The 22,341-nt window shown below is 46.1% G+C and carries 18 protein-coding genes; all 18 read left to right on the top strand.

Going from position 1 to position 22,341, the window contains the following annotated elements; all coding sequences use genetic code 11:
• The first annotated feature begins 76 nt into the window (after positions 1–76).
• The 18 genes from Q1B03_RS17455 to Q1B03_RS17540 all read left to right on the top strand — a co-directional run bounded on the left by Q1B03_RS17455 (position 77) and on the right by Q1B03_RS17540 (position 22,305).
• Positions 77–1,846, top strand: coding sequence for a sensor histidine kinase (locus Q1B03_RS17455; RefSeq protein ID WP_299744343.1), 1,770 nt, complete (start codon positions 77–79; stop codon positions 1,844–1,846).
• 3 nt (positions 1,847–1,849) lie between these two features.
• Positions 1,850–3,337 (top strand): response regulator transcription factor, encoded by a 1,488-nt coding sequence (locus Q1B03_RS17460; protein ID WP_299744346.1) that lies wholly within the window; start codon positions 1,850–1,852, stop codon positions 3,335–3,337.
• Positions 3,338–3,500: 163 nt separating this feature from the next.
• On the top strand, positions 3,501–4,439 hold the full coding sequence (locus tag Q1B03_RS17465) for a sugar ABC transporter permease (RefSeq protein ID WP_299744349.1): 939 nt from the start codon (positions 3,501–3,503) through the stop codon (positions 4,437–4,439).
• 143 nt (positions 4,440–4,582) lie between these two features.
• Positions 4,583–5,437 carry a carbohydrate ABC transporter permease gene (locus tag Q1B03_RS17470; RefSeq protein WP_299744555.1) on the top strand — a complete coding sequence of 285 codons (855 nt, stop codon included), beginning with the start codon at positions 4,583–4,585 and terminating at the stop codon, positions 5,435–5,437.
• Positions 5,438–5,501: 64 nt separating this feature from the next.
• Positions 5,502–6,962, top strand: a complete 1,461-nt coding sequence (locus tag Q1B03_RS17475) for an ABC transporter substrate-binding protein (RefSeq protein WP_299744352.1) — start codon at positions 5,502–5,504, stop codon at positions 6,960–6,962.
• Between the two features lie 124 nt (positions 6,963–7,086).
• Positions 7,087–7,968 carry an ROK family protein gene (locus Q1B03_RS17480; protein ID WP_299744355.1) on the top strand — a complete coding sequence of 294 codons (882 nt, stop codon included), beginning with the start codon at positions 7,087–7,089 and terminating at the stop codon, positions 7,966–7,968.
• Positions 7,969–8,190: 222 nt separating this feature from the next.
• The gene (manA, locus tag Q1B03_RS17485; protein ID WP_299744357.1) at positions 8,191–9,138 is read left to right on the top strand and encodes a mannose-6-phosphate isomerase, class I; all 948 of its coding nucleotides are present in this window, start codon (positions 8,191–8,193) and stop codon (positions 9,136–9,138) included.
• Between the two features lie 164 nt (positions 9,139–9,302).
• Complete coding sequence (locus Q1B03_RS17490; protein WP_299744360.1) at positions 9,303–10,043, top strand: esterase family protein; 741 nt, start codon at positions 9,303–9,305, stop codon at positions 10,041–10,043.
• Between the two features lie 25 nt (positions 10,044–10,068).
• Complete coding sequence (locus Q1B03_RS17495) at positions 10,069–11,385, top strand: sugar ABC transporter substrate-binding protein (RefSeq protein ID WP_299744362.1); 1,317 nt, start codon at positions 10,069–10,071, stop codon at positions 11,383–11,385.
• Positions 11,386–11,449: 64 nt separating this feature from the next.
• Complete coding sequence (locus Q1B03_RS17500; RefSeq protein ID WP_299744365.1) at positions 11,450–12,196, top strand: N-acetylmannosamine-6-phosphate 2-epimerase; 747 nt, start codon at positions 11,450–11,452, stop codon at positions 12,194–12,196.
• The gene (locus tag Q1B03_RS17505; protein WP_299744368.1) at positions 12,150–13,004 is read left to right on the top strand and encodes a MurR/RpiR family transcriptional regulator; all 855 of its coding nucleotides are present in this window, start codon (positions 12,150–12,152) and stop codon (positions 13,002–13,004) included. The genes Q1B03_RS17500 and Q1B03_RS17505 overlap by 47 nt, the downstream gene beginning before the upstream one ends.
• A gap of 27 nt (positions 13,005–13,031) precedes the next feature.
• Positions 13,032–13,940 carry an ROK family protein gene (locus Q1B03_RS17510; RefSeq protein WP_299744371.1) on the top strand — a complete coding sequence of 303 codons (909 nt, stop codon included), beginning with the start codon at positions 13,032–13,034 and terminating at the stop codon, positions 13,938–13,940.
• Complete coding sequence (locus Q1B03_RS17515) at positions 13,937–14,812, top strand: carbohydrate ABC transporter permease (protein WP_299744374.1); 876 nt, start codon at positions 13,937–13,939, stop codon at positions 14,810–14,812. The genes Q1B03_RS17510 and Q1B03_RS17515 overlap by 4 nt, the downstream gene beginning before the upstream one ends.
• A 6-nt stretch (positions 14,813–14,818) precedes the next feature.
• A complete protein-coding gene (locus tag Q1B03_RS17520) occupies positions 14,819–15,712 on the top strand; it encodes a carbohydrate ABC transporter permease (protein ID WP_299744377.1) in 894 nt (297 codons plus the stop codon).
• Positions 15,712–18,273, top strand: a complete 2,562-nt coding sequence (locus tag Q1B03_RS17525; RefSeq protein WP_299744380.1) for a glycoside hydrolase family 38 C-terminal domain-containing protein — start codon at positions 15,712–15,714, stop codon at positions 18,271–18,273. Before Q1B03_RS17520 ends, Q1B03_RS17525 begins: the two co-directional genes overlap by 1 nt.
• A complete protein-coding gene (locus Q1B03_RS17530; protein ID WP_299744383.1) occupies positions 18,270–19,790 on the top strand; it encodes a DUF4127 family protein in 1,521 nt (506 codons plus the stop codon). Before Q1B03_RS17525 ends, Q1B03_RS17530 begins: the two co-directional genes overlap by 4 nt.
• Positions 19,787–20,671, top strand: a complete 885-nt coding sequence (locus Q1B03_RS17535; RefSeq protein ID WP_299744386.1) for an ROK family protein — start codon at positions 19,787–19,789, stop codon at positions 20,669–20,671. The genes Q1B03_RS17530 and Q1B03_RS17535 overlap by 4 nt, the downstream gene beginning before the upstream one ends.
• Positions 20,672–20,733: 62 nt before the next feature.
• On the top strand, positions 20,734–22,305 hold the full coding sequence (locus tag Q1B03_RS17540; protein WP_299744389.1) for an FAD-dependent oxidoreductase: 1,572 nt from the start codon (positions 20,734–20,736) through the stop codon (positions 22,303–22,305).
• Positions 22,306–22,341 lie beyond the last annotated feature (36 nt).

The raw sequence follows: 22,341 nt of genomic DNA on the forward strand, positions 1-22,341 counted from the left end.
AATCGCAGGTAAAGAACAGGGAACAGGCGCTTTCAGGCTGCTGTTCCCCTTTTGCCTTATGTTAGGGGTTACATAAATGAAAGCGTTCCTATTTTTCAAACGAATAAGCAAGAGAATGTTCTATCGGGTGTTTTTAACCTATTCCCTCATCATTTTCCTTACCATGTCTACCTTGTTTGTCTTTCTATCAGAATACTACTCTGACTTTATCGTTCAGCGGGAAATTGATAGACAAGAAGCGGTGATCGATGAGATCAAATCGGACATACATGCCAAGCATCAATTCGTCAGTCAGGGTATCCGTCAGCTTTATCAAGAAGAACGGTTGATTGAAGATTTGGCTTTCGCGTTACAGCATGACTACCAAGAATACATCGGCTATCGTTTAGATAAATTCTCAAGCAGTGATTCCTTTGTTCCTTATAATTTCGATATTTATGTGAAGAACTATTTTTCCAGAGATCCAGAGTCCGTCGCCTTGCAAGTTCGAAATGAAAATTTAGGAACAGAATATATGTACCTGTTTGATCATAGTAGGTGGAATCAACATAATCAACCTCAAGAAGACACGGGCGTGATGGTAGAAAACCAACCCCTTTCCAAGGAAACGTATGTCGTGCCCAAAGATATGTATGTTGTGGAAGAACAAATAAACGATCCCGTTTCCATGGACCGGTTGGGAAAAGTACGGGTCTTTTTCAGTTATGAGAATATAGATCGGTTATTATCACTGAAAGAGACCCCTTCCAAAGGATCTTTCTTTATTACAAATATGAAAAAAGAACTCTATTATTCTTATGGAAATGCTCCTGAAAAGCTTCTAAAGGATTTATCCTATCGTGCGGTTCAAAAGAAAATAGACTTGGATGAGCGTTACTATATTCAATCCTCCATCGAGCCGACGAGTCAGCTCATGATCACCGCTGTCATTTCAGAAAAGGAAATGGCCCAGCTCCTTACCTATAAATCAACCATTCTTTCTATTATGGTTTTGTTGACCGTTTTGTCTATTTCCCTTCCTTACATCGCATTGCGTGGCTACTCTAAACGAGTGGATGAGATTCTTAGTAAGATGAAGGAAGTACAAGAAGGGAATTTATCGGCAAGAATTATCACCGCGAATGTAGATGATGACCTAACAGATATATCTCACACCATTAACGAAACATTGGATGATCTAAATGACTACATTGATCGAGTCTACTTATCCAAGTTGAAACAAAGAGAAGCGGAATTGGCCAACCTTCAGGCGCAGATTAATCCCCACTTCTTATACAACACACTGGAAGCCATACGGATGAAATCATTGGCCGAGGGTGGGCGGACATCGGCCAAAATGATTGTCCAACTGGCTCAGTTATTTCGCTATTCATTGAAAACAGAAGACCTTGTCAAGGTTGAGAACGAAATCAACCATGCACACCAATATATTGAATTATTTAAAATACGATTTCAGAATCAGCTCATCAACGATTTCCACGTAGAAGATAAAGTGAAGGATTATTATATGCCTCCATTTGTCTTACAGCCCTTGATTGAAAATTACTTATTGCATGGATTCAGGAGGGATATTGAAACCAACCAACTAACGGTCTCCATTTATGCGGAGAGAGGTACCCTTTTCATAAACATAGAAGACAATGGAAGTGGCATTGAGCAGAAAAAGTTGGAGGATATCAAAGCAAGGCTGAAGCAGGAAGAAGGAAACTCCGATTCCATCGGATTGGGAAATGTTCACAGGCGCATTCAATTAAAGTATGGTTCCGGTTATGGGGTGGAAATCCGTAGTCTGCCTCATGTCAAAACTTCCGTCACGGTTAAATTACCGCTAATAAGTGAGGTGTAGAAAGTGATTAGAGTTATGCTGGTTGACGATGAACCGCTTATTCTTGAAGGATTGAAGTATATACTCGATTGGGAAGACCTCGGATTTACCATTGTAGCGACAGCAAAGGATGGCCTGGAAGCGCTCAAGCTATCCAGGGAAGTGGAATTTGATGTATTAATCACTGATATCAAAATGCCCGAACTAACCGGCCTGGAGTTGATCGAGAAGATAAACAAGGGAAAAGAATCGATTAAGTCCATTATTCTTTCAGGCTTTCAAGAGTTCGACTTAGTGAAAAAAGGCCTGGAACTTGGTATTGAGAATTACCTGTTAAAGCCCATTAATGAAGAGGAGCTCTTGTCTACCATCCTTCATTTGAAAGAAAAAATAGACCGGATATCGCTAGAAGAAGAGTCTATCCTTATCCTCAGGGATCACTCCATTTGGAGGTGGCTGATGGGAAAAATGACGGACAATGATTTTAAAGAAAGAATCTCGTTCTACCCAAGGGTCAATATTCAAACACCTCTTCGTCTGGGTTTGGTAAAAACTGAATTGGAAGAAGCGATACACCTCCAGAAAACGATCGAGGAAGAAACGAGTACATTGGCGGTCACGACACCTTCAGGGGATATTCTGCTTATATGGTCTGAAGAGTCTTTTGAAGCAGAGAAAGCGGAGGTCTCCTTGATTGTTGAACATGAGTGTAACGGGAAAGAACACGTTGTTGTCATGAGTAGAAGAGTAGATGTCATCGATGATGCCCAGAAGGTGTTCAGGGAGTTAGAAATGGCGTGTGAATTGAAGATGCTGCTGCCGGATCAAGATCATCGTATAGCAGAGGAAATGCACCTGAAAACGTCAACATCGGACAAGCAGACGATCAACTATTTGAAACCGGATATTCTGGAGCACTTAGCGAATCAGGAATATGATGCTGTTCGGAAATATTTAAGTGGGACCTTCACTCAGCTTGAACAGGATAAAGAGGTATTCATTATTAAAAGCATGATGCTGGAATATTTCTTTCAGATGAAAAACAAGTTTCTGATTTCCTTGGAGTATACTCAATACGTTCAATTAATCCATCAGATCCTTTACCTTCATGGCAAGGAAGACGCCCTTGCCATCATGGATCAGTGCATCAGGTACATTGAACAGGAGGATAGTGGAGAAGAGAGGAAAAGTCCAATTATTCAAACGGTTCTTACGTATATCCATCAGAACTACTCTGAAGACATGTCCTTGAAAACACTCGGTCATCGTTTTCACATCAACCCTATCTATTTAGGACAATTATTTCAGAAGGAAGTCAAAGATTCGTTCACCAAATATCTGAACCATCTGAGAATTGACAGGGCCAAGAAACTCTTGATGACTTCACATGAAAAAGCGGGTCATATCGGTAAAAAAGTAGGTTATACAGATGCTACTTATTTCTATAAACAGTTTAAAAAATACGAACGTGCAACCCCTTCCGAGTGGAGGAAACAACATTCACAGGCATGAGAAAAAGTCTCTTTTTAAGAGGCTTTTTTTCATAGTTTCCTGAAAATATAGTTTATTTTCAGGATTGTATTTATTTTGACCAGTAAATCTAAGATATCTCAACTTTTTATCATGTAAGGGTTTTCATATAATTGACGTATAGAGTTAAGAAAGGAGGAAAAACATGAGCAGAGTCAATCGATTTGTTAAAAATGTGTACGATAACCGCATATGGCTATTCATGATTTTACCAGGGTTCATATGGCTCATTGTCATGAAATATATTCCCATGTTTGGGCAGATCATTGCATTTAAGAACTTTCGGTTTCACCCGGATGGCTTCTTTGCCAGCGTATTTCACAGTGAATGGGTGGGATTCGAAAATTTTCAATTCTTGTTCAGTACAAATGATGCATTTGTCATAACGAGAAATACCTTACTCTATAACATCCTCTTTATCGTAGTCGGACTGATCTTATCTGTAGCCGTAGCCATCATATTAAGTGAAATCACGAAGCAGAAATTAGCCAAAATCTATCAGACTGGAATGTTATTTCCTCATTTCTTATCGTGGGTGGTAGTGAGTTACTTTGTATTTGCCTTTCTAAGTGTAGACAAAGGATTATTTAATAGTGTTTTGGCTTTCTTTCATATTGAGCCCGTTTCGTGGTATAACGAACCAAAATATTGGCCTTATTTCATCACCGTCATCAGCCAGTGGAAAGGCGTAGGATTCAGCAGTATTGTGTATCTTGCCGCTATTGTCGGTATCGATCGTACGCATTATGAAGCTGCGATGATCGACGGTGCCAATAAGTGGCAGCAGATTCGTCACGTCACCATCCCGATGATCATGCCGCTCATTGTCATATTGACGATACTGAATATTGGCAGCATCTTCAGTGCCGATTTCGGGTTGTTCTATCAAATTCCACGTGATTCAGGCCCGCTTTACTCTGTAACCAACGTGATCGATACATATGTTTACCGGGGATTGATGACAATGGGTGATATTGGAATGAGTACAGCGGCTGGTTTATACCAAGCAACCGTTGGATTTATCTTGATTCTACTAACGAACTATATTGTGAGAAAGATTGATGAAGATAACGCCTTGTTCTAAGAAAATATCTTAGAGAGAAAGGAGAGTACTAGATGGAGACATCTACTAATGTCACGACGAGTTACCAGAAGGAAACAGATAAGAAAAAAACGAAGAAAAAAACGTATAACCCTTATGGATTTTCAGGTAAGACGAGCATCTTCATGCATCTATTGCTTGGTACCTTCGCCTTTCTATGTATCTTTCCGTTTTTATACGTGATCATCATTTCCCTTAGTAATGAACAATCGTTAGCGGAAAATGGTTATCAGCTTATTCCGGAACAGTGGAGTTTAGAGGCCTATAAATATTTATGGGAAATGAAGGCCCAGGTTATAAGAGCTTATGGTGTAACGATCTTAGTTACGGTATTAGGTACGTTCATCAGCGTGACGGTCATTGCGTTATACGCCTATGCGATATCAAGAAAACAGTTTGTATTCAGAAAGCAATTTACGTTTATCGCCTTTTTTACGATGCTATTCAGCGGAGGAATGGTTCCATTCTACATCGTGATGACCCAATTCCTTGATCTGAAGAATTCGATGTGGGCCTTGATTCTCCCAATGGCGGTCAATGCTTTCTACATCATTATCATGAGAACGTTCTTCCTAAGATCCGTACCGGAAGCCATTCTTGAATCGGCCCGCATCGACGGAGCAGGAGAGTGGAGAATTTTCTTAACCATTGTGCTGCCGTTATCTGTTCCAGGGATCGCAACCATTGCACTATTCAATACCCTAGCGTATTGGAACGATTGGTTCAACGCTCTCCTTTTCATTGACGATCCGAACTTGATACCATTGCAATCTCTTCTAATGCGGATTGAGAACAATATGGACTTTATTAAACAGAATGCCATGCTTTCAAACCAAAACAGCTCAATCCTGGAATCAATTCCACAAGATTCAGCCAGGATGGCCATGGTGGTGATTGCCACTCTTCCGATTGCTTTATCGTATCCGTTCTTTCAGAAGTACTTTATAAAAGGACTGACTATTGGAGGAGTAAAAGATTGATCGTATTCATAGAAGGAGAACAATTCCTTTTTTGATAGAGCAACTATATTAAACGAACTGGGGGATGGAAATGAAAAAAGTAGGGGTACTTTCACTTGTATTGGTGCTGCTTATGGGGATGCTGGCAGCGTGTAGCGGAAAAAGTTCAACCGGGGAGACATCAGGTGACTCCACCGAGGATCATGTTACTCTGACCTGGTATTTAATCGGAACTCCTCAAAAAGATGTTGACGATGTCATGAAAGAAGTGAACAAGTACACAAAGGAAAAGATCAACACGTCGATCGACCTGAAACTCCTGGATTGGGGAGAGTATAATGACCGGATGCAGGTGATCACAACTTCTGGAGAAGAGTATGATATTGCCTTCACAAGCTCATGGGCCAACAATTACGCGTTGAATGCAAGAAGGGGAGCCTTTGTTGGATTGAATGAGTTAATGGATGAATACGGGAAAGACATGAAGAAACTAATTGATCCGGCATTCCTTGAGGGAGCGAAGATCGACGGGGAACTTTATGCAGTACCGACGAATAAAGAAGTAGGTCAGCAAGCCGTCCTTTCCTTTAATAATGAACTGGTGAAAAAACATGGACTGGATATTTCAAACGTGAACTCCATTGAAGATCTGGAGCCGCTGCTCGCTGTTATTAAAGAAAAAGAAAAGAATGTCACACCTATTGCCACATTTGATGCGTATCTTCCTTTCGACTCCATCCTTCAAGAGGAGTTACCATTTGCCTTCCGTTTAGACGGGAACACGGATGAGGTTGTGAACAAATACGAAGAAGATATTACGATGGAAACGTTAAAAACGATGCATGAATATTATAAAAAGGGCTATATCCAAAAAGATGCAGCAACAAGTACAGACTCATGGCCACTGGAAACGGCTAACTGGTTCGTCCGTAAAGAAATTTATCAGCCATACGCAGAGGCCATCTGGTCCAGATCAGCAGGATATGAAATCGTGACGAGAGAACTTCATGAACCGTATATCTTCAATAATTCGGTCACGGGTTCCATGCAAGCCATTTCAGCCACTTCTAAACACCCGGAAAGAGCCATGATGTTCTTGAATCTATTAAACTCCGACGAATATTTAAGGAACTTGCTTGATAAAGGGATCGAAGGGGTTCACTACGAAGAGAACGAAGATGGAACGATTAAAGACTTGCCTGCTCGAGTTGAAAACTATAACATGCCGAGCTTTGCCATCGGGAATCAGCTGATCCTGAAGCTTTACGAAGATGATCCGGCAGACAAATGGGACGCATTTGAAGAATTCAATGAAAGCGCAAAAGCGTCTCCGGCACTTGGTTTCTACTTTGACTCCAATCCTGTTCGAACGGAAATTGCAGCGATCTCGAATGTGACTAGTGAATTCTCTCCTGCCTTGTTGAAAGGGGCTGTAGATCCGGAAGAATACTTACCGGCTTTCAATAAAAAGCTGGATGAAGCCGGAATGCAAAAAGTATTGGATGAAATTCAAAAGCAATATGATGAGTGGAAGAAGGAACAGTAGAAGCGGGAAAGTATAGAGCTCCTTTCTTCATGGAGCATGTCGTTTCGTGATTCGCTACAACGAAAATAATGTGAAATGAAGGGTTCAGACAATGGGAACCCTTCTTTCAATTGGAGGGAGAACCATGTTATATGGTGCAATAGAAGCCGGTGGAACGAAATTCGTTTGTGCCGTCGGGAATGAGAAGGGGGAAATCATCAGCAGGACGGTCTTTCCGACTCAAGATCCTGAAACAACATTAGGGAACGTCTACTCATATTTTTCAGACTACACGTTAACTTCGATTGGAGTAGGCTGCTTTGGTCCAATCGAATTAAATAAAAACAAGGAAAATTTTGGGCGAATTTTAAATACTCCTAAACTTTTGTGGAAGAATTTCAATATCTATCAAGCCCTCTCCTGTCACTTTTCTGTCCCTGTCTTTGTGGATACAGATGTGAATGCAGCTGCATTGGGAGAATTTCATACAGGAGCTGCACAGGATTCTGACAGTTGTTTATATATAACCGTCGGAACGGGTATCGGAGCGGGATTTGTCCAAAATGGAAAAGTGTCTAAGGGACTCTTCAATACCGAAATGGGCCATATTTATGTACCTGTGCATCCGGAAGATCCTTTTGAAGGCGGTTGTCAGGATCATGGAAATTGCTTAGAAGGCATGGCTTCTGGTTCGGCTATCCTTACCCGATATGGAAAGAAAGGATACGAGTTGGAAGAGGTGAAGGCAGTTTGGGAGCTTGAGGCCTACTACCTGGCCCAAGCCATCGTAAACTACAGCTTGATCCTCGCCCCAGAAAAAATCATATTGGGCGGGGGGGTCATGAAGCAAACCATCCTTTACACACTCATTCGAGAAAAAGCAGCAAAACTTCTTAACCACTATGTCCAAATAGACGACTTCGAACAGTATATTGTGCCTCCCCAATTGAATGACAATCAGGGAGTGATCGGCTCGCTGTTGTTGGCTAAAAGGGACATGGGGACAGGCACCCTGTCCCAAAAATGAAAGAGACGAGGGGATTCCCTCGTCTTTATTAAGGTTCTGGGACAAGGGACCTGTCCCCCCCGTCCCACCACCCTGGGACAAAGGGCCACAACCCGGTCCCCCAAAAAAATAAAAATAATTAAAGGGTTTTCATTCATACATCGGGAACATGAATCATAGTAACCAAAGTGTCCCTTCTTTTCACCTGGAATGGAGGGGCGAATCTATCATGAGGAGGCTGCTATGAAACAACCATTATTTCTTAAACCTGTATTTCACGAGAGGATATGGGGCGGAACGTCATTGAAGTCGAAGTTCGATTATGAAATTTCCTCGGAGCTGACGGGAGAGTGCTGGGCGATATCGGGACATCCGAACGGCCAGAGTACCGTGAAAAATGGTACGCATGCGGGAAAGACGGTCGGGGAGCTTTGGGAGGAGAAGAGGGAATGGTTCGGTGATCATCCTTCGCCGGTCTTTCCGTTACTCACCAAGATCCTGGATGCCAATGACGATCTTTCTGTTCAAGTTCATCCGGATGACGAGTATGCCAGAGAGTATGAAGAGGGAGAGCTCGGGAAGACGGAGTGCTGGTATATCATCGATTGCGATGAAGGGGCGGAGCTGATCTTCGGGCATAAGGCAAGGACGAAGGAAGAGTTTGTGAGGATGATCGAAGACGGAAAGTGGGACGATCTTCTACGGAGGGTACCGATCAAGCCAGGGGATTTCTTCTATGTCCCGAGTGGAACCATCCATGCCCTCTGTAAAGGTACGTTGGTTCTTGAGACCCAGCAGAACTCGGATACGACGTATCGCGTCTATGATTATGACCGGCGGGATCAAGACGGGAAGACCCGTGAGCTGCATATTCGTCAATCCATTGATGTCACCAGGATTCCTCATCAGACGCCTGAAGTGACGCACAGGGTAGAAAAGCGTGATGGGGTAGAGGTGACGACCTATGTAGAAGCCGATTATTTTACCGTTTATAAATGGCGCATCAATGGCCGGGCCTCTTTTCAACAGGATCAACCTTTTCAGCTTGCCAGTGTGATAGAAGGCGGGGGAATGCTCCATGTAAGTGGAGAAAAGCTCTCGTTGAACAAAGGCGATCATTTTATTTTACCTTCTGGAATGGATCATTTTGAGCTTGAAGGCGACATGGAGATCATTGTATCCCACGTATAAAAAGTGAACAGGGCCCTCATTTATGAGTGTTCGAGGCACCACTATGGATTTTTGTGGAGCATTATTCCACCAAAAAAATAAAAAATGGAGAACATATTCACAAAAGCGCTTTCATATGCTAGGATAGAAACAAGCTAGGAAATCTCAACCATGGAAGGGGGAAAATGGTTTCGTTGATTTCAAGTTTAAGAGAACACCAGATGATGAGTCATACCTTAGGCAAAAAACTACTCTACTATACCCTGGAAGTTAAGCAGGGACACAGTGATGCGGTGGATATCTTGTTTGTCCAGGATGGTAGGGATTACATCGAACTGGGTCACCTTCATCAGGCCCTGCATCAAGTCTTACAGGGGGAAACCGGCAGGGGTCTTCATCTCCTTCTCGTACTCGTTCCACCATCCACCTCAGAAGAACGCTATCATTATTATCATCCATCAGGCAAACACCATGATCAGTATATTCAATTCTTCAACCAAGAGCTTGTGCCGCACATTGAAAAACGGGTTGAATCTACAGGAAAAGAAAGCCGGAAGACAGGACTGCTGGGAGATTCCCTCGGGGCTGCGATCTGTCTCACGATCGCATGTGATCAACCACAGAAATGGACCCATTTGCTCCTTCAATCCGGAGCGTACACAGATTTTCACGCTTGTAAAATTCGGAATATTGAAACAAAAGTACCTTGGCATGTGTATCAGACCGTCGGAATCCAGGAAATATCCGTCATCTATCCGATCACAGGCGAAGCCTTCTCCATCCTCTCGGCCAATCGCGCTCTTCATGAAAGGCTTCAACTCATCACAGAAAACCATACATATGTCGAAGAAGATGAAGACCATTTATGGGATTTCTGGAGAAGGGATCTTCCAAGGGCACTGCACTCATTTTTAACAAAGGGGTAACAACAGCAACTAAAAGGGGAAAGGGATGAACAATATGTTTAAAAATGGAAAGTTTCTATTAACGCTCATGTTGATGTTTGCTATGCTATTTACAGCTGCCTGCAACAGCAGCAGTTCAAGCTCTTCTGAAGGACAAAAAGAGGGATCGAAAGATGATCCGGTGGAAATCGAATTCTGGACCATGCAGTTATCTCCGACATTCGATGATTATTTAAACGGTGTCATCGCCGATTTTGAAAAGGAAAACCCGAATGTGAAAGTGAAATGGGTCGACATTCCTTGGGGCGATATGGAAACGAAGATTCTTTCAGCGGTCGCTTCAAAGACGGCTCCTGATGTAGCGAACTTGAATCCTCAATTCGCGGCTAAATTAGCAGAACTTGATGCACTGGTGAATATGGATGAAATGGTACCGGAAGATGTAAAGAGTGAATACTTCGAGAACATCTGGACTTCCAACACGTTTGATGGGAAGACGTTCGGTATTCCTTGGTATCTTTCTTCTCAAGTGACGATGTACAACTCAGAGATCTTCAAGGAAGCAGGATTGGATCCTGAGAAAGCGCCGGCAACGTTCGATGAGCTAAAAGAAGTGTCTAAAACGATCAAAGATAAAACGGGTAAATACGCATTCTTCCCGGCCCTTGATGGAAGTCACCTTCTAGAGACAATGGTGATGATGGGCGTGGACTTAACCAATGAAGATATGACGAAAGCGACGTTTAACACGGCTGAAGGGAAAGAAGCGTTCAACTTCTTCGTGGACCTTTACAAGAATGATCTGATCCCTCGTGAAGTGTTGACGGAAGGCCATTCAAAAGCGGTTGATTTATATCAAGCGGGTGAAATTGCGATTTTGGCATCAGGTCCACAATTCCTGACGATTGTAGAAGAAAATGCTCCTGATATTTTAAAAGCAACGAAAACGGCTCCGATCATCACGGGTGAAACAAATAAGAAGAACGTAGCGGCGATGAACGTCGTTGTACCGAAGCAATCCGAGCATCAGCAAGCAGCAGTGGACTTCTCGATCTTCCTGACAAATGCTGAAAACCAGGTGGAATTTGATAAACAGACGGCAATCCTTCCATCCATCGAAACAGCGTTAGACGATCCATACTTCAGTGAAGAGCCTGCAGATGCGACTCCGATTGATAAGGCGCGTATCGTGTCAGCCGGTCAATTGAAGGACAGTGAAGTGCTGATCCCGCCGATGAGTAATTTCGAAGAGCTGCGCACAGCCATGAACGAAGCCCTTCATGCTGCGATGCTTGGGGATATGACAGTGGATGAAGCATTGGAACAAGCCGAAATGAAATGGAACGAAACACTATCTAAATAAGGGAATGACGGAAAGGGAGTCTATCTCCCTTTCTGCATTTCAATGAAAGCACGGTGATGACAAGATGATCAGCAAGGAAATCGTTTTTGAACAACTGAAAGGAAAGCTGGTGGTTTCCTGTCAGGCTCTGGAGAATGAACCGCTGCACGGAGCGGATGTCATGGGGAAGATGGCAAAGGCAGCGTACGTCGGTGGGGCATCGGGGATCCGGGCGAACAGTGCAGCTGACATTCAAGCGATCAAGCAATATGTGGACTTACCGATCATCGGTTTGGTGAAACGGGACTATCCGGGAAGCGAGGTCTACATAACAGCTACCCGAAAGGAAGCGGATGAACTCATCCAGGCAGGGGTGGACATGATCGCGATGGATGCGACAACCAGACCGAGGGCGAACGGTGAATCCTTGGAAAGTCTGATGACGTATCTGAAGGCGAAAGGTCAAACCATCATGGCAGACGTTTCTACATATGACGAGGCTGTGAATGCGGCAAGACTTGGGGCAGATTGTGTCAGCACCACCATGTCAGGGTACACACCCTATTCACCCCAGCAATGCGGACCCGATTTCATTCTATTGAAAAGATTGGTTGAAACACTCCAAGTACCGGTGTTTGCTGAAGGCCGGATATCGACTCCGGAAGATGTCAATCGTGCACTTGATTTAGGTGCTCATACGGTTGTGGTAGGATCTGCGATTACGAGGCCACAGGAGATTACGAAGAAGTTCGTGGAATCCATACAGAATAGAGGAGGGACACAAGATGCACGCACAAACGGCGTCAAAGAGCAAATTAGGCGGATTGATTAATAGTTACTTTCCTTCCTTGACGAAATCGGAACAGAAAGTAGCGGCAGTCGTGCTGGACCAGATGGAAAAGGCCCTTTACTATTCCGTCACCGACCTTGCAGATGTGGCAGAAGTGGGGGAAACGACGGTGTTACGGTTCTGCCGGAAGATCGGCATGAAGGGCTATCAGGAATTCAAGTTGGCGATCGCCAAGGATTTATCCTCCCTTTCCCAGGAAGAAGAATCAGACCCAAGTAAACCGACGGGGTTCATTCATTCGATTGCTTCCTATACGAAGAATGCCATTGATGAAACCGTCAATAAATTGGATGATCCTTCTTTGGAGAAGGCGATACAACTACTGGCCGGAGCAGGGTCCATCCACTTCTTCGGAGTCGGAACATCAGGTCTGACGGCTCTGGATGCGAAAAATCGCTTCTTGAGAATCGGATACCGTTCCGACGCCGTCATTGACCCCCATATTCAATCGATGACGGCTGCAACCGTGAAGGAAGGGGATGTGGTGGTCGGGTTGAGTATTTCAGGGAGTACGAAGGATACGATTGATTCCCTGTCACTGGCGAAGGAAAATGGGGCGAGTGTGATCGCCATCACCTACTATGCCCGTTCACCGATTACGAAGCTTGCCGACGCGGTTCTATTAAGCGGAGGGAAAGAATCCCCCCTTGAAGGCGGGTCGATGATTGCGAAGATTTCACAGCTGTTTGTCATTGATCTATTATGTACGGGCCTTGCCCTCAACAATAAAGAGTTCTCCCTCGGGATGAAGGAAAAAACCGCAAGAGCTGTCGTGGACAAAATCTATTAATGAGCCAGGGGAAAAGTAGGTGACACAATGAATGCCATCGGAATCGATGTAGGGGGTACCGGAGTCAAAGGATCGATTATCCGTGAAGATGGGACGATCCTCTATCATGAAATGGTCCCCACCGATATTTCACAAGGTAGAGAAGGAATCCTCCAATCAATCTATAAGGTGATTGACTTACTACTGCACAAAGATCAAACAGTCATTGGAATTGGAATCGGCACCGCAGGGCGTGTCGATCGGGAGAAGGGGGAAATCGTCTTTGCGACGGCCAATCTCCCTTCCTGGCAAGGGACCAATGTGAAAGTGGAGATCGAAACAAGATATGGGCTGCCCTGCGTCGTGGAGAATGATGCCAACGCGGCTCTTATAGGAGAGCTTTGGAAACGGGAAGGAAATCCCGAAACGGCGGTCATGCTGACACTCGGTACTGGAGTCGGGGGAGCGAATGCCATAAACGGTCAGATCCTAAATGGCCATCATCATCAGAGTGGGGAATGGGGACATGTTGTGCTCGTTCCCAATGGAAAGCCATGCAATTGCGGGAAGAGGGGATGTCTGGAGCAATACCTGTCGGGTACAGCACTGGTTCAGGCCGTTCTCACCGAAACGGATCTTTCTTTCCGGCATGGCTCGGAGATATTTGAGGAATATTCAAATGGAAATCAACAGGTCAAACAGGTGGTTGACCGATATCTGGATCATCTGGCCATTGCGGTATACAACATTTCGGTGGCCATCGATCCGGAAGTCGTGTTCATTGGTGGAGGAGTCATCGATTCCAAGAGCCATTGGTGGGCCGGCTTCCAACATAAATTGAAGGAATATTTTGTCAAATCCAGCATTTATCCTGCTGTCCTGGGTAACAAAGCTGGAATGCTTGGAGCCGCGAAGCTACTATTTCAAGTGATGGAGAAAAGAGGGGAGTCCGTTTGAGAAATCATCCGTTAACACCATTTCTATTTTTAATACCCGGCGTCATCATCCTGGGTGCGTTTATCTTCTATCCCATGCTCAATGCCATCTGGTTGAGCTTCACCAACTATAATATCGTGACAGAAGCCGAATTCATCGGGCTTGAGAATTATAAAGAATTATTTTCCGATGCTCTATTTTGGAAAGTGCTCGGCCAGACCTTATTATACTTACTCATTGTCGTCCCGGCCCTTGTTATCCTCCCGATCTTTCTCGCCATCTTAGTCAACCAGCAGGTGAAAGGAATCGGATTTTTCCGTTCCGCTTATTATGTACCGGTTGTCACATCGATGGTCGTGGTGGGGATCGCATGGAAATGGGTGTATGCCGATAAAGGGATCCTGAATTACATACTGGAATCGGTCGGTCTCATATCAGAACCGGTGAATTGGCTGACCTCGACGTCTACGTCCATTTTCGCCGTCATGGTTGTGACCATTTGGAAAGGGCTTGGCTATTATATGGTCATTTACTTAGCGGGACTGCAATCGATCTCTGATGATCTATATGAAGCAGCGGATATCGACGGGGCAAGCAAATGGAAACAAATCTGGCACATTACAATTCCCCTATTGATGCCTTCCATCATGATTGTCACCATTATGTCATCCATCTCCGCCATGAAGGTCTTCGAAGAGATTTACGTCATGACGGGCGGGGGACCGCTGAACAGTTCGAAAACACTCGTATTCTACATTTACGAAGAAGCCTTCGATAAGCTGCAGATGGGCTATGCAAGTGCAGCCGGGGTGATCTTATTCATCATCACACTGATCTTCTCAGTGATCAATATCAAATTCATGAGCAAAAAAGAATCTGCGATAAAGGGGTGATTCTCCATGAGTTCTCCTTCTCTTGGAACCAGTAAAGAAAATCCAACCGTACTTTCTGTCAAAAAGCCAATCAATGTCAAAAAGGTGGCGAAACGCGTTCTTCAATACGCGACCCTCCTATTCGTCACACTCATCATGGTCGGACCATTCCTATGGCTCCTGGCGACGTCCCTGAAATCAGGCAGCGAGAACATCTTCTCGTACCCGCCACAATTCATACCTGAAAAAATCACGTTCGGAAACTATGTGGAAGTGATGGAATTCTTCCCGTTCTGGCGTTACCTATTCAACAGTGTCATCGTGTCGGTTGTCACCGTCCTATTGAATATCGTGTTCTGTTCATTGGCTGCCTATCCGTTGGCACGGATGAACTTCCGCGGGAAAAACATCGTCTTCGTCCTGATCCTCAGTACGATGATGGTGCCGTTCCAGCTTCTGATGATCCCGATTTATCTATTGGCTCTGGACTTAGGTCTTCAAAACACGTATGCAGGTTTGATCCTGCCTCATGCTACAACGGCATTTGGGATTTTCCTCATGCGTCAGGCATTCCTTACGATTCCCTATGAGCTGGATGAATCGGCACGGATGGATGGGGCCAATGCGTTTCAAATTTGGTGGAGGGTCCTGATGCCGTTAGTCAAACCGTCCCTCGTCACCCTTGCAATCTTCACCTTTATGATGGCATGGGGCGATTTCCTCTGGCCGTTGATCATTTTAAATGACACAAGCATGTACACCTTACCGCTCGGAGTGAATACATTGGCCGGTTCCTTCTCGGCGAACTGGCGTTATATCGCAGCAGGATCGATCATTTCGATTCTTCCGATCATCATCATCTTCTCCATCCTGCAGCGTCACTTCATCGCAGGCGCCATGAAAGGGGCGGTGAAAGGATAATGGCTGACAAGTTGACCTGTCATATCGTCTTTCAAACCCACTGGGACCGGGAATGGTATCTGCCCTTTGAAGTGTTCAGGCATCGATTGGCGCAGGTGATGGACCGGATCGTTTCCGGTCTTGAAACCGGTGAACTGAAGCAATTCGTCCTGGATGGTCAGATGGCCGCTTTAGAAGATTACTTTGATGTGTGTGAAGGCGCAATGAAAGAAAAAGTCCTTCATTTAATAGAAGAAAAGAAAATCATCATCGGACCATGGTATGTACTCGCTGATGAGTTCCTGGTGAGCGGGGAATCCCTGATCCGGAACCTTGAAGTGGGAATGAAGCTCGCCGGCCAGTACGGGGAATCCCAGAAGGTCGGGTACTTACCGGATACGTTCGGGCACGTGAGCCAGATGCCTCAGCTTTTAAAAGGCTTCGGGATTGGTAACGCGATTTTGTGGCGTGGCATTCAAGCCCGGACGTCCGAATTCAACTGGGAATCACCGGATGGATCCCGTGTCTTTACGGCCTTTTTGCCGGAAGGGTACTACCAGCCGTTACTGAATGAAGACAATGTAGAAGAGCAAATGAAGACCTATGTGGAAAAAGTCACACCGTATGCGACGACTTCCCATATTTTGTTGACCAACGGCGGCGATCACTTGATGCCGAAGCATGGGGATTTGATGGGACGAATAGAAGATCTTCAAGGAGAAGTGGAGTATATATCGAGTACGTATGAAGAATTCTTGGCAAGCGTCCAAGCCGAGATATCAGCCGACCTTCCCCTGTATGTAGGGGAGATGAGAAGCAATGAACATATTTACGTCCTTCCGAATGTCCTTTCGACGAGAAGCTATTTAAAGCAGCAGAATCAAGAAATGGAAGACGAGCTGACAGGGTATGCAGAACCCCTTGCCGTTCTTTGCAGCAAAGGGAAGTATCCCCACAGATACCTGGAGGAATCGTGGAAACTGCTGATGCAGAATCAACCCCACGACAGCATATGTGGCTGCAGCATCGATGAAGTCCATCGGGAAATGGAGACGAGGACGATGATGTTGAAGCAGAGGCTGGAGTCCATTCAGATGGGTTCCCTATCTCATGCCGGCGTTCAGGATCCGATGTTCTCAGGAAACGGAGCGAGGAAGCCATTTGAAGATAACAGTGTGTTCACTGTCTTCAATCCTCATCCAAGGTCGTTCAAGGGCTGGGTTTCGGGAGAAATCTGGTTGAAAGAAGATCGGACGTTTCATTTGAAAGATCATACTGGAAAGTTCTATACCCCTGTCATCAAGAACAAGAGGAGTGGAAGGCATTTTGCTTCGCCCCTCGATGCGTTTCCCGATTTTAAAGAAGGAACGTTTTACGACGTTGAGTTTTATGTTGAGCATCTTCCGGGCACCTCCCTTTCAAGCTTCAGGGTAGAAGCGGGGGAATACGAGGAATTGCTGGAGGCGAAGGGCGAGGCAGTAGAAAACGAGTTTTACTCCGTTGAATTGAGTGGGGATGGAACCCTTGTGTTAGTAGATAAAGAGACAAGGAGGAGGCACGCTGGATTACAACGATTCTATAGTTCGCTTGACGCAGGGGATGAGTACAACTACTCCCCACCGGTGAACGATGTAAAGACGTATGCGGAGCGTTTTTCTTCCCCGACCGTGAGGAAGTCATCCGGCGTTCAGGAAATGACATATGAGCTGAAGCTTGAAACCCCGGCAGGATTGGATGAGACAAGGACCGGTCCATCTGATGGATCTGTCATGACCACCATCCAAATCAAGATTACCTTACGGGCTGGTGATCGAAAGATGTATGTGGCCTACACCATCGACAATCACTCGAAGGATCAACGTCTTCGTGTGCAATATCCTTTAGGGGGTTCCACCCGTTACACATATAGCGATACAGCATTTGATGTAGTGAAGCGAACAGCAAGGAAAGAGGAACAATTTCATGCTCCGAAGCAAAATGAAGTTCCGGTGGTAGTCGAGCCTTCCCTTTCTTTTGTTCGGTCAGAGAGCGGGTTCACGTTCTACCATCGTGGTTTACAGGAATACCAGGTGACAAGCTTAGGGGAACAAGATGCGTTGGACATCACGTTGATCAGGAGTGTCGGCTGGCTGTCCCGGGATGATCTCAGAACCCGCGGCGGAGGGGCCGGTCCGAGTATGGAAACGCCTGAAGCCCAATGTATCGGCCGCTATACGTTTCATGCCGCATTTGAATTTACACCGGATAAAGGTCTGGGGCGAGTAGCGACGGATGCTCATGTCTACCGTGTACCGCCTAGGATTTATCCCGGGGAGACACAAGAAAATGAGTTAACGGGGTTAGTAGAATTTGATAATGAAGAAGTGCAGTGGAGCTCACTCAGACGGGTTGTGGATGGAGTGGAGCTCCGTCTATGGAACCCGACAGATCGGGTGCAGCCTGTGACGTTCAAATCCCATGCCGAGGGGATCGAGCGTGTGGATTTTCTGCATGAACGATTGAACACGGTAGAAAACGCGGCGGATCAGCTCAACCCGAAAGAAATTACTACTTTCCTATTAAAAGGAGGAAGGAATGCATGAACAGAAAGATTGCCCTCCTGCCTGTCGATGGTAGACCGGTGACAAGGGAGCTCCCGAAGCAAATCGCATCGATCGGAAATTGGGAGGTGTTGATTCCCGATAAAAGCTTACTCGGCTTTTTGAAAGAGCCCGGGGATATGGCTGCACTGGAAAAGTGGATATGGAAAGTGGCGCCTGAAGTAAACGGATTTGTCCTGTCCATTGATATGCTGGGCTATGGCGGCCTCGTTCCGTCACGTGTATGCCTGGATGGGAAAGAAGCCATCATACAGCGAATCGGCGTCCTCCGCTCATTGAAAGAGAAGTACCCTGACAAAGCATTGATGGCGTTCAGCTCGACTATGCGCATTTCCAATAACTATGTAAACGAGGAAGAGAAGGAATATTGGAGTGATTATGGAGTCGAGCTTTGGGAATATTCGTATCACGTTCACCGCTTTGATAAAACCGGGGATGTCGACTCCAATCAAAAGGTCCGGGACTTAAAGGATCGGATACCTTCAGACATTCTGGAAGACTATTTATCAACCAGACTGAAAAACTTTCAGGTGAATGAATCCCTGTTGGAAATGGTAGAAGGCAAAATCATCGATGTCCTTGTCTTCCCACAAGATGATACTTCTGAATATGGGCTGAATATAGGGGAGCAGGAAGAGCTCTCAGATCAAGTGGCGGAACGGGAATTATTCCAAAACGTCTTTATCTATCCCGGAGCCGATGAGGTCGCCAATACGCTTGTGGCAAAGATGATCTATCAGCTGGAACAAGTGGAGTTTCCGACCTTCTACCCTATCTACAGTGGGGAAATCGGGGCATTGTCGACTGCGATGTATGAGGACCGTCCGATATGTGAATCCGTGAAGGGTCAGATTTATGCCTTTGGCGGCTATACGGTCGATCAAGGGGCAGAAGCGGATATCGTGTTCGCCGTCAATGTTCCCGGAAAACGCCAGGGAGACCTTGCCCTGCAGAAATTCCTTGGAGAAGTCGACACACCGCATCGCAACATCGGTGAGTGGATCAAGCGCATCGCTCATTATCTCCGTCAGGATAAGCTGGTAGCGGTAGCCGATACCGCCTATGCCAATGGGGTGGACTCAAGGATGCTTCCCAGACTTCTTGCAGAGATAGAGGTTTCCCGATTAGCGGGATTCGGAGGCTGGAATACAGCGGGAAACACATTGGGAACAGTCGTTGCACAGGCAGCCATGGTCCATTTGCAGAAAAAGAAGGCCACTCTCCCCCAAGAAGAGGTAAAAGCGAGAGTACTGGAAGAAATGACATTGCGATTACTGGATGACTACGTCTATCAGTCGGTTGTCCGTCAAGGGGTGCGTGCCGGGATCGATGAGGCAGCAGTGGGTCATGAAAAGCTTTTGATTACAGTGAAGGAAGCGTTCTTGAAAGAGTCTGGGGCGTTTCTGGCAAAACACGGTCTTTCCTTTCCCCTTGAAGACGTTTATCTGCCCTGGAACCGGACCTTTGAAATCGGCTTGAGGCGGAGGGATGAGTCATGACGCTCAGGATCGGTGTCGATTTGGGCGGGACCAATATCCGTGCGGCCCTCCTCGATGAAAAGGGGACGATTCTAAGGGATGTAAGGGAGAAAACAGAAGCCCATGTGGGACCGGTGAGGATCATTGCGAAATTGATTTCACTAGTGGAACGTGTCAAAGGGGAAGAGCAGGTGAAGGGGATCGGGATCGGGTGCCCGGGACCCCTGGACGCAAAAATGGGCACCATCCTCTCACCTCCCAATCTACCGGGATGGGACAGGATTTCACTGGCATCGATTGTGGAAGAGCATTTTCAATTACCCGTGAAGGTGGATAATGATGCGAATGTGGCTGCAGTGGCCGAAGCATTGCTCGGAGCAGGTGCCGGGTGTGAAAGCGTGTATTACTTGACCGTGAGCACAGGCGTCGGCGGGGGGCTCGTCATTAATGGAAAGGTCTTTCAAGGGGCGGATGGATACGCGGGAGAGGTGGGGAATATGATTGTCGTTCCAAACGGGATCAGCCACCCTTCTTTGAACGCCGGGGCCCTCGAAACCCTCGCAAGCGGCACCGCCATTGGATTAGCGGGTGCAGGGAAGGGGATTTACGGTGGGGCTGAGGAAGTATTCCTGGAAGCCAAAGCCGGAAATCAGGCTGCCCAGACGATCATTGATGCGGCCATTGAATATCTGGCCATGGCCATCGCCAACCTGACTCATGCAATCAATCCTGAAGTATTCGTCGTGGGTGGTGGAGTCATGAATTCAGAAGAACAGGTCCTGCTTCCCCTAAGGGAAAAAGTAAAGGGATATGTCTATCCCGGCTTGAAAGAAAGCGTCACCATCGTTCCGTCACAGCTTGGATCGAATGCAGGCGTGATCGGTGCAGGGTTCATCATTTAATCAAACGTTTGTTTAATGCTTGTAACAAGGGGAATCGCTCCCTTTTCTAAAGAGGTGAAATGATGTCAGAGAATATAAAAACAGATATTGTCATCATTGGTGGGGGAATCGGTGGCTGCACGGCGGCATTGGCTGCGTCAAAACGCGGTCATCGAGTCATCCTGACAGAGGAAACTGATTGGATCGGCGGCCAGTTGACCAGCCAGGCTGTCCCGCCCGACGAACATCAATGGATTGAACAATTCGGCTGTACCAAAACGTACCGTCAATTCCGCAATCGTGTAAGGGAGTATTACCGGACACACTACCCGTTAAAACAAGAAGCCCGTCAAAATGAAAGGCTGAATCCCGGGAATGGCTGGGTCAGCAGGCTCTGTCATGAGCCGAAAGTGGCTCTTAGTGTTCTTCAGGAGATGCTGGTTCCTTATGTGAGCAGTGGGAAGTTACAGATCTACACACATTATCGGGTAGTGAAGGCCGCAGTTGAAGGGGATGATGTTCAATCTGTGACCGTTCAGCATACTGGAAGCAGAAAGGAAATAGAGCTTCAGGCACACTATTATCTCGATGCCACGGAAGTAGGCGATCTCCTCCCCTTAGCTGGAGTGGAGTATGTCACAGGTGCCGAATCCAAGCGGGATACCGGGGAGCTCCATGCACCCGAAGAAGCAAGACCGCAGGATATGCAGTCATTCACCTATGTGTTCGCGGTGGATTATGTAGAGGGTGGGAATTTCGTCATCGACAAACCGGAGCAGTATGAGTTCTGGAAAGACTACCAGGCACCATTCCTCCAGCACAAGCAGCTAAGCTGGTTTGCACCCGACGCCCATACGGGAGGTTCGAAGGAATTCGCCATGTTCCATCATGAAAACCTCTGGGGACTGTGGGATTACCGCCGCATCATAGACCCGTCCTTCTTTCAAGAGGGGATGTATGAAGGGGATATTTCGCTGATCAACTGGCCCCAAAATGATTACTGGTCAGGATCGATCATCGACGTCAGTGAAGAAGAATATGAAAAACATATCCATGAATCCAAACAATTGAGTCTATCCCTGCTTTACTGGCTGCAAACCGAAGCACCGAGACCCCATGGTGGAAAAGGGTATCCGGGACTGCGTCTGCGGGGGGATATTTTAGGGACAGAGGATGGCCTGGCCAAGTATCCCTATATCCGGGAATCCAGGAGGATCAAGGCCGTCACCACTGTTGTGGAAGATCATATCAACGCCAACGTCAGAGGGGATCAAGGCATCCAGCACTTTGAAGACTCCGTCGGGATCGGGTGCTACCGGATCGATCTTCACCCTACGACGGAAACCAATACCTTCTTCTATGCCGAAAGCTATCCGTTTGAAATTCCATTAGGTGCGCTGCTGCCTGTAAGGGTGAACAATGTATTACCTGCATGTAAGAATATTGGCTCCACTCATATTACGAATGGCTGCTTCCGCGTTCATCCGGTGGAATGGAATATCGGGGAATCAGCGGGCTATCTTGCCGCCTTCGCCATTGAAAAGGGAGTTCTTCCCCGCAAAGTAAGCGAGGATGAAGGGTTGTTGCAACAATTTCAAGAGATGCTTATGCAGGAAGGGATTGAATTGCGCTGGCCTGAGGTAGGGCCGATTTGATTGGAAGGCCCCATTAGAATGGATTGGGTGTATCTA

Source organism: uncultured Rossellomorea sp. (assembly GCF_947488365.1).
GTDB lineage: Bacteria > Bacillota > Bacilli > Bacillales > Bacillaceae_B > Rossellomorea.

Bases quoted from the DNA above. Each gene is read 5' to 3' on its own strand.
- Q1B03_RS17505 (WP_299744368.1), top strand. From the start codon at position 12,150: ATGCACGCACAAACGGCGTCAAAGAGCAAATTAGGCGGATTGATTAAT.
- Q1B03_RS17530 (WP_299744383.1), top strand. From the start codon at position 18,270: ATGAACAGAAAGATTGCCCTCCTGCCTGTCGATGGTAGACCGGTGACA.
- Q1B03_RS17480 (WP_299744355.1), top strand. From the start codon at position 7,087: ATGTTATATGGTGCAATAGAAGCCGGTGGAACGAAATTCGTTTGTGCC.
- Q1B03_RS17475 (WP_299744352.1), top strand. From the start codon at position 5,502: ATGGAAATGAAAAAAGTAGGGGTACTTTCACTTGTATTGGTGCTGCTT.
- Q1B03_RS17470 (WP_299744555.1), top strand. From the start codon at position 4,583: ATGCATCTATTGCTTGGTACCTTCGCCTTTCTATGTATCTTTCCGTTT.
- Q1B03_RS17455 (WP_299744343.1), top strand. From the start codon at position 77: ATGAAAGCGTTCCTATTTTTCAAACGAATAAGCAAGAGAATGTTCTAT.
- Q1B03_RS17495 (WP_299744362.1), top strand. From the start codon at position 10,069: ATGAACAATATGTTTAAAAATGGAAAGTTTCTATTAACGCTCATGTTG.
- Q1B03_RS17465 (WP_299744349.1), top strand. From the start codon at position 3,501: ATGAGCAGAGTCAATCGATTTGTTAAAAATGTGTACGATAACCGCATA.
- Q1B03_RS17520 (WP_299744377.1), top strand. From the start codon at position 14,819: ATGAGTTCTCCTTCTCTTGGAACCAGTAAAGAAAATCCAACCGTACTT.
- manA (WP_299744357.1), top strand. From the start codon at position 8,191: ATGAAACAACCATTATTTCTTAAACCTGTATTTCACGAGAGGATATGG.
- Q1B03_RS17490 (WP_299744360.1), top strand. From the start codon at position 9,303: ATGGTTTCGTTGATTTCAAGTTTAAGAGAACACCAGATGATGAGTCAT.
- Q1B03_RS17500 (WP_299744365.1), top strand. From the start codon at position 11,450: ATGATCAGCAAGGAAATCGTTTTTGAACAACTGAAAGGAAAGCTGGTG.
- Q1B03_RS17540 (WP_299744389.1), top strand. From the start codon at position 20,734: ATGTCAGAGAATATAAAAACAGATATTGTCATCATTGGTGGGGGAATC.
- Q1B03_RS17525 (WP_299744380.1), top strand. From the start codon at position 15,712: ATGGCTGACAAGTTGACCTGTCATATCGTCTTTCAAACCCACTGGGAC.
- Q1B03_RS17510 (WP_299744371.1), top strand. From the start codon at position 13,032: ATGAATGCCATCGGAATCGATGTAGGGGGTACCGGAGTCAAAGGATCG.
- Q1B03_RS17535 (WP_299744386.1), top strand. From the start codon at position 19,787: ATGACGCTCAGGATCGGTGTCGATTTGGGCGGGACCAATATCCGTGCG.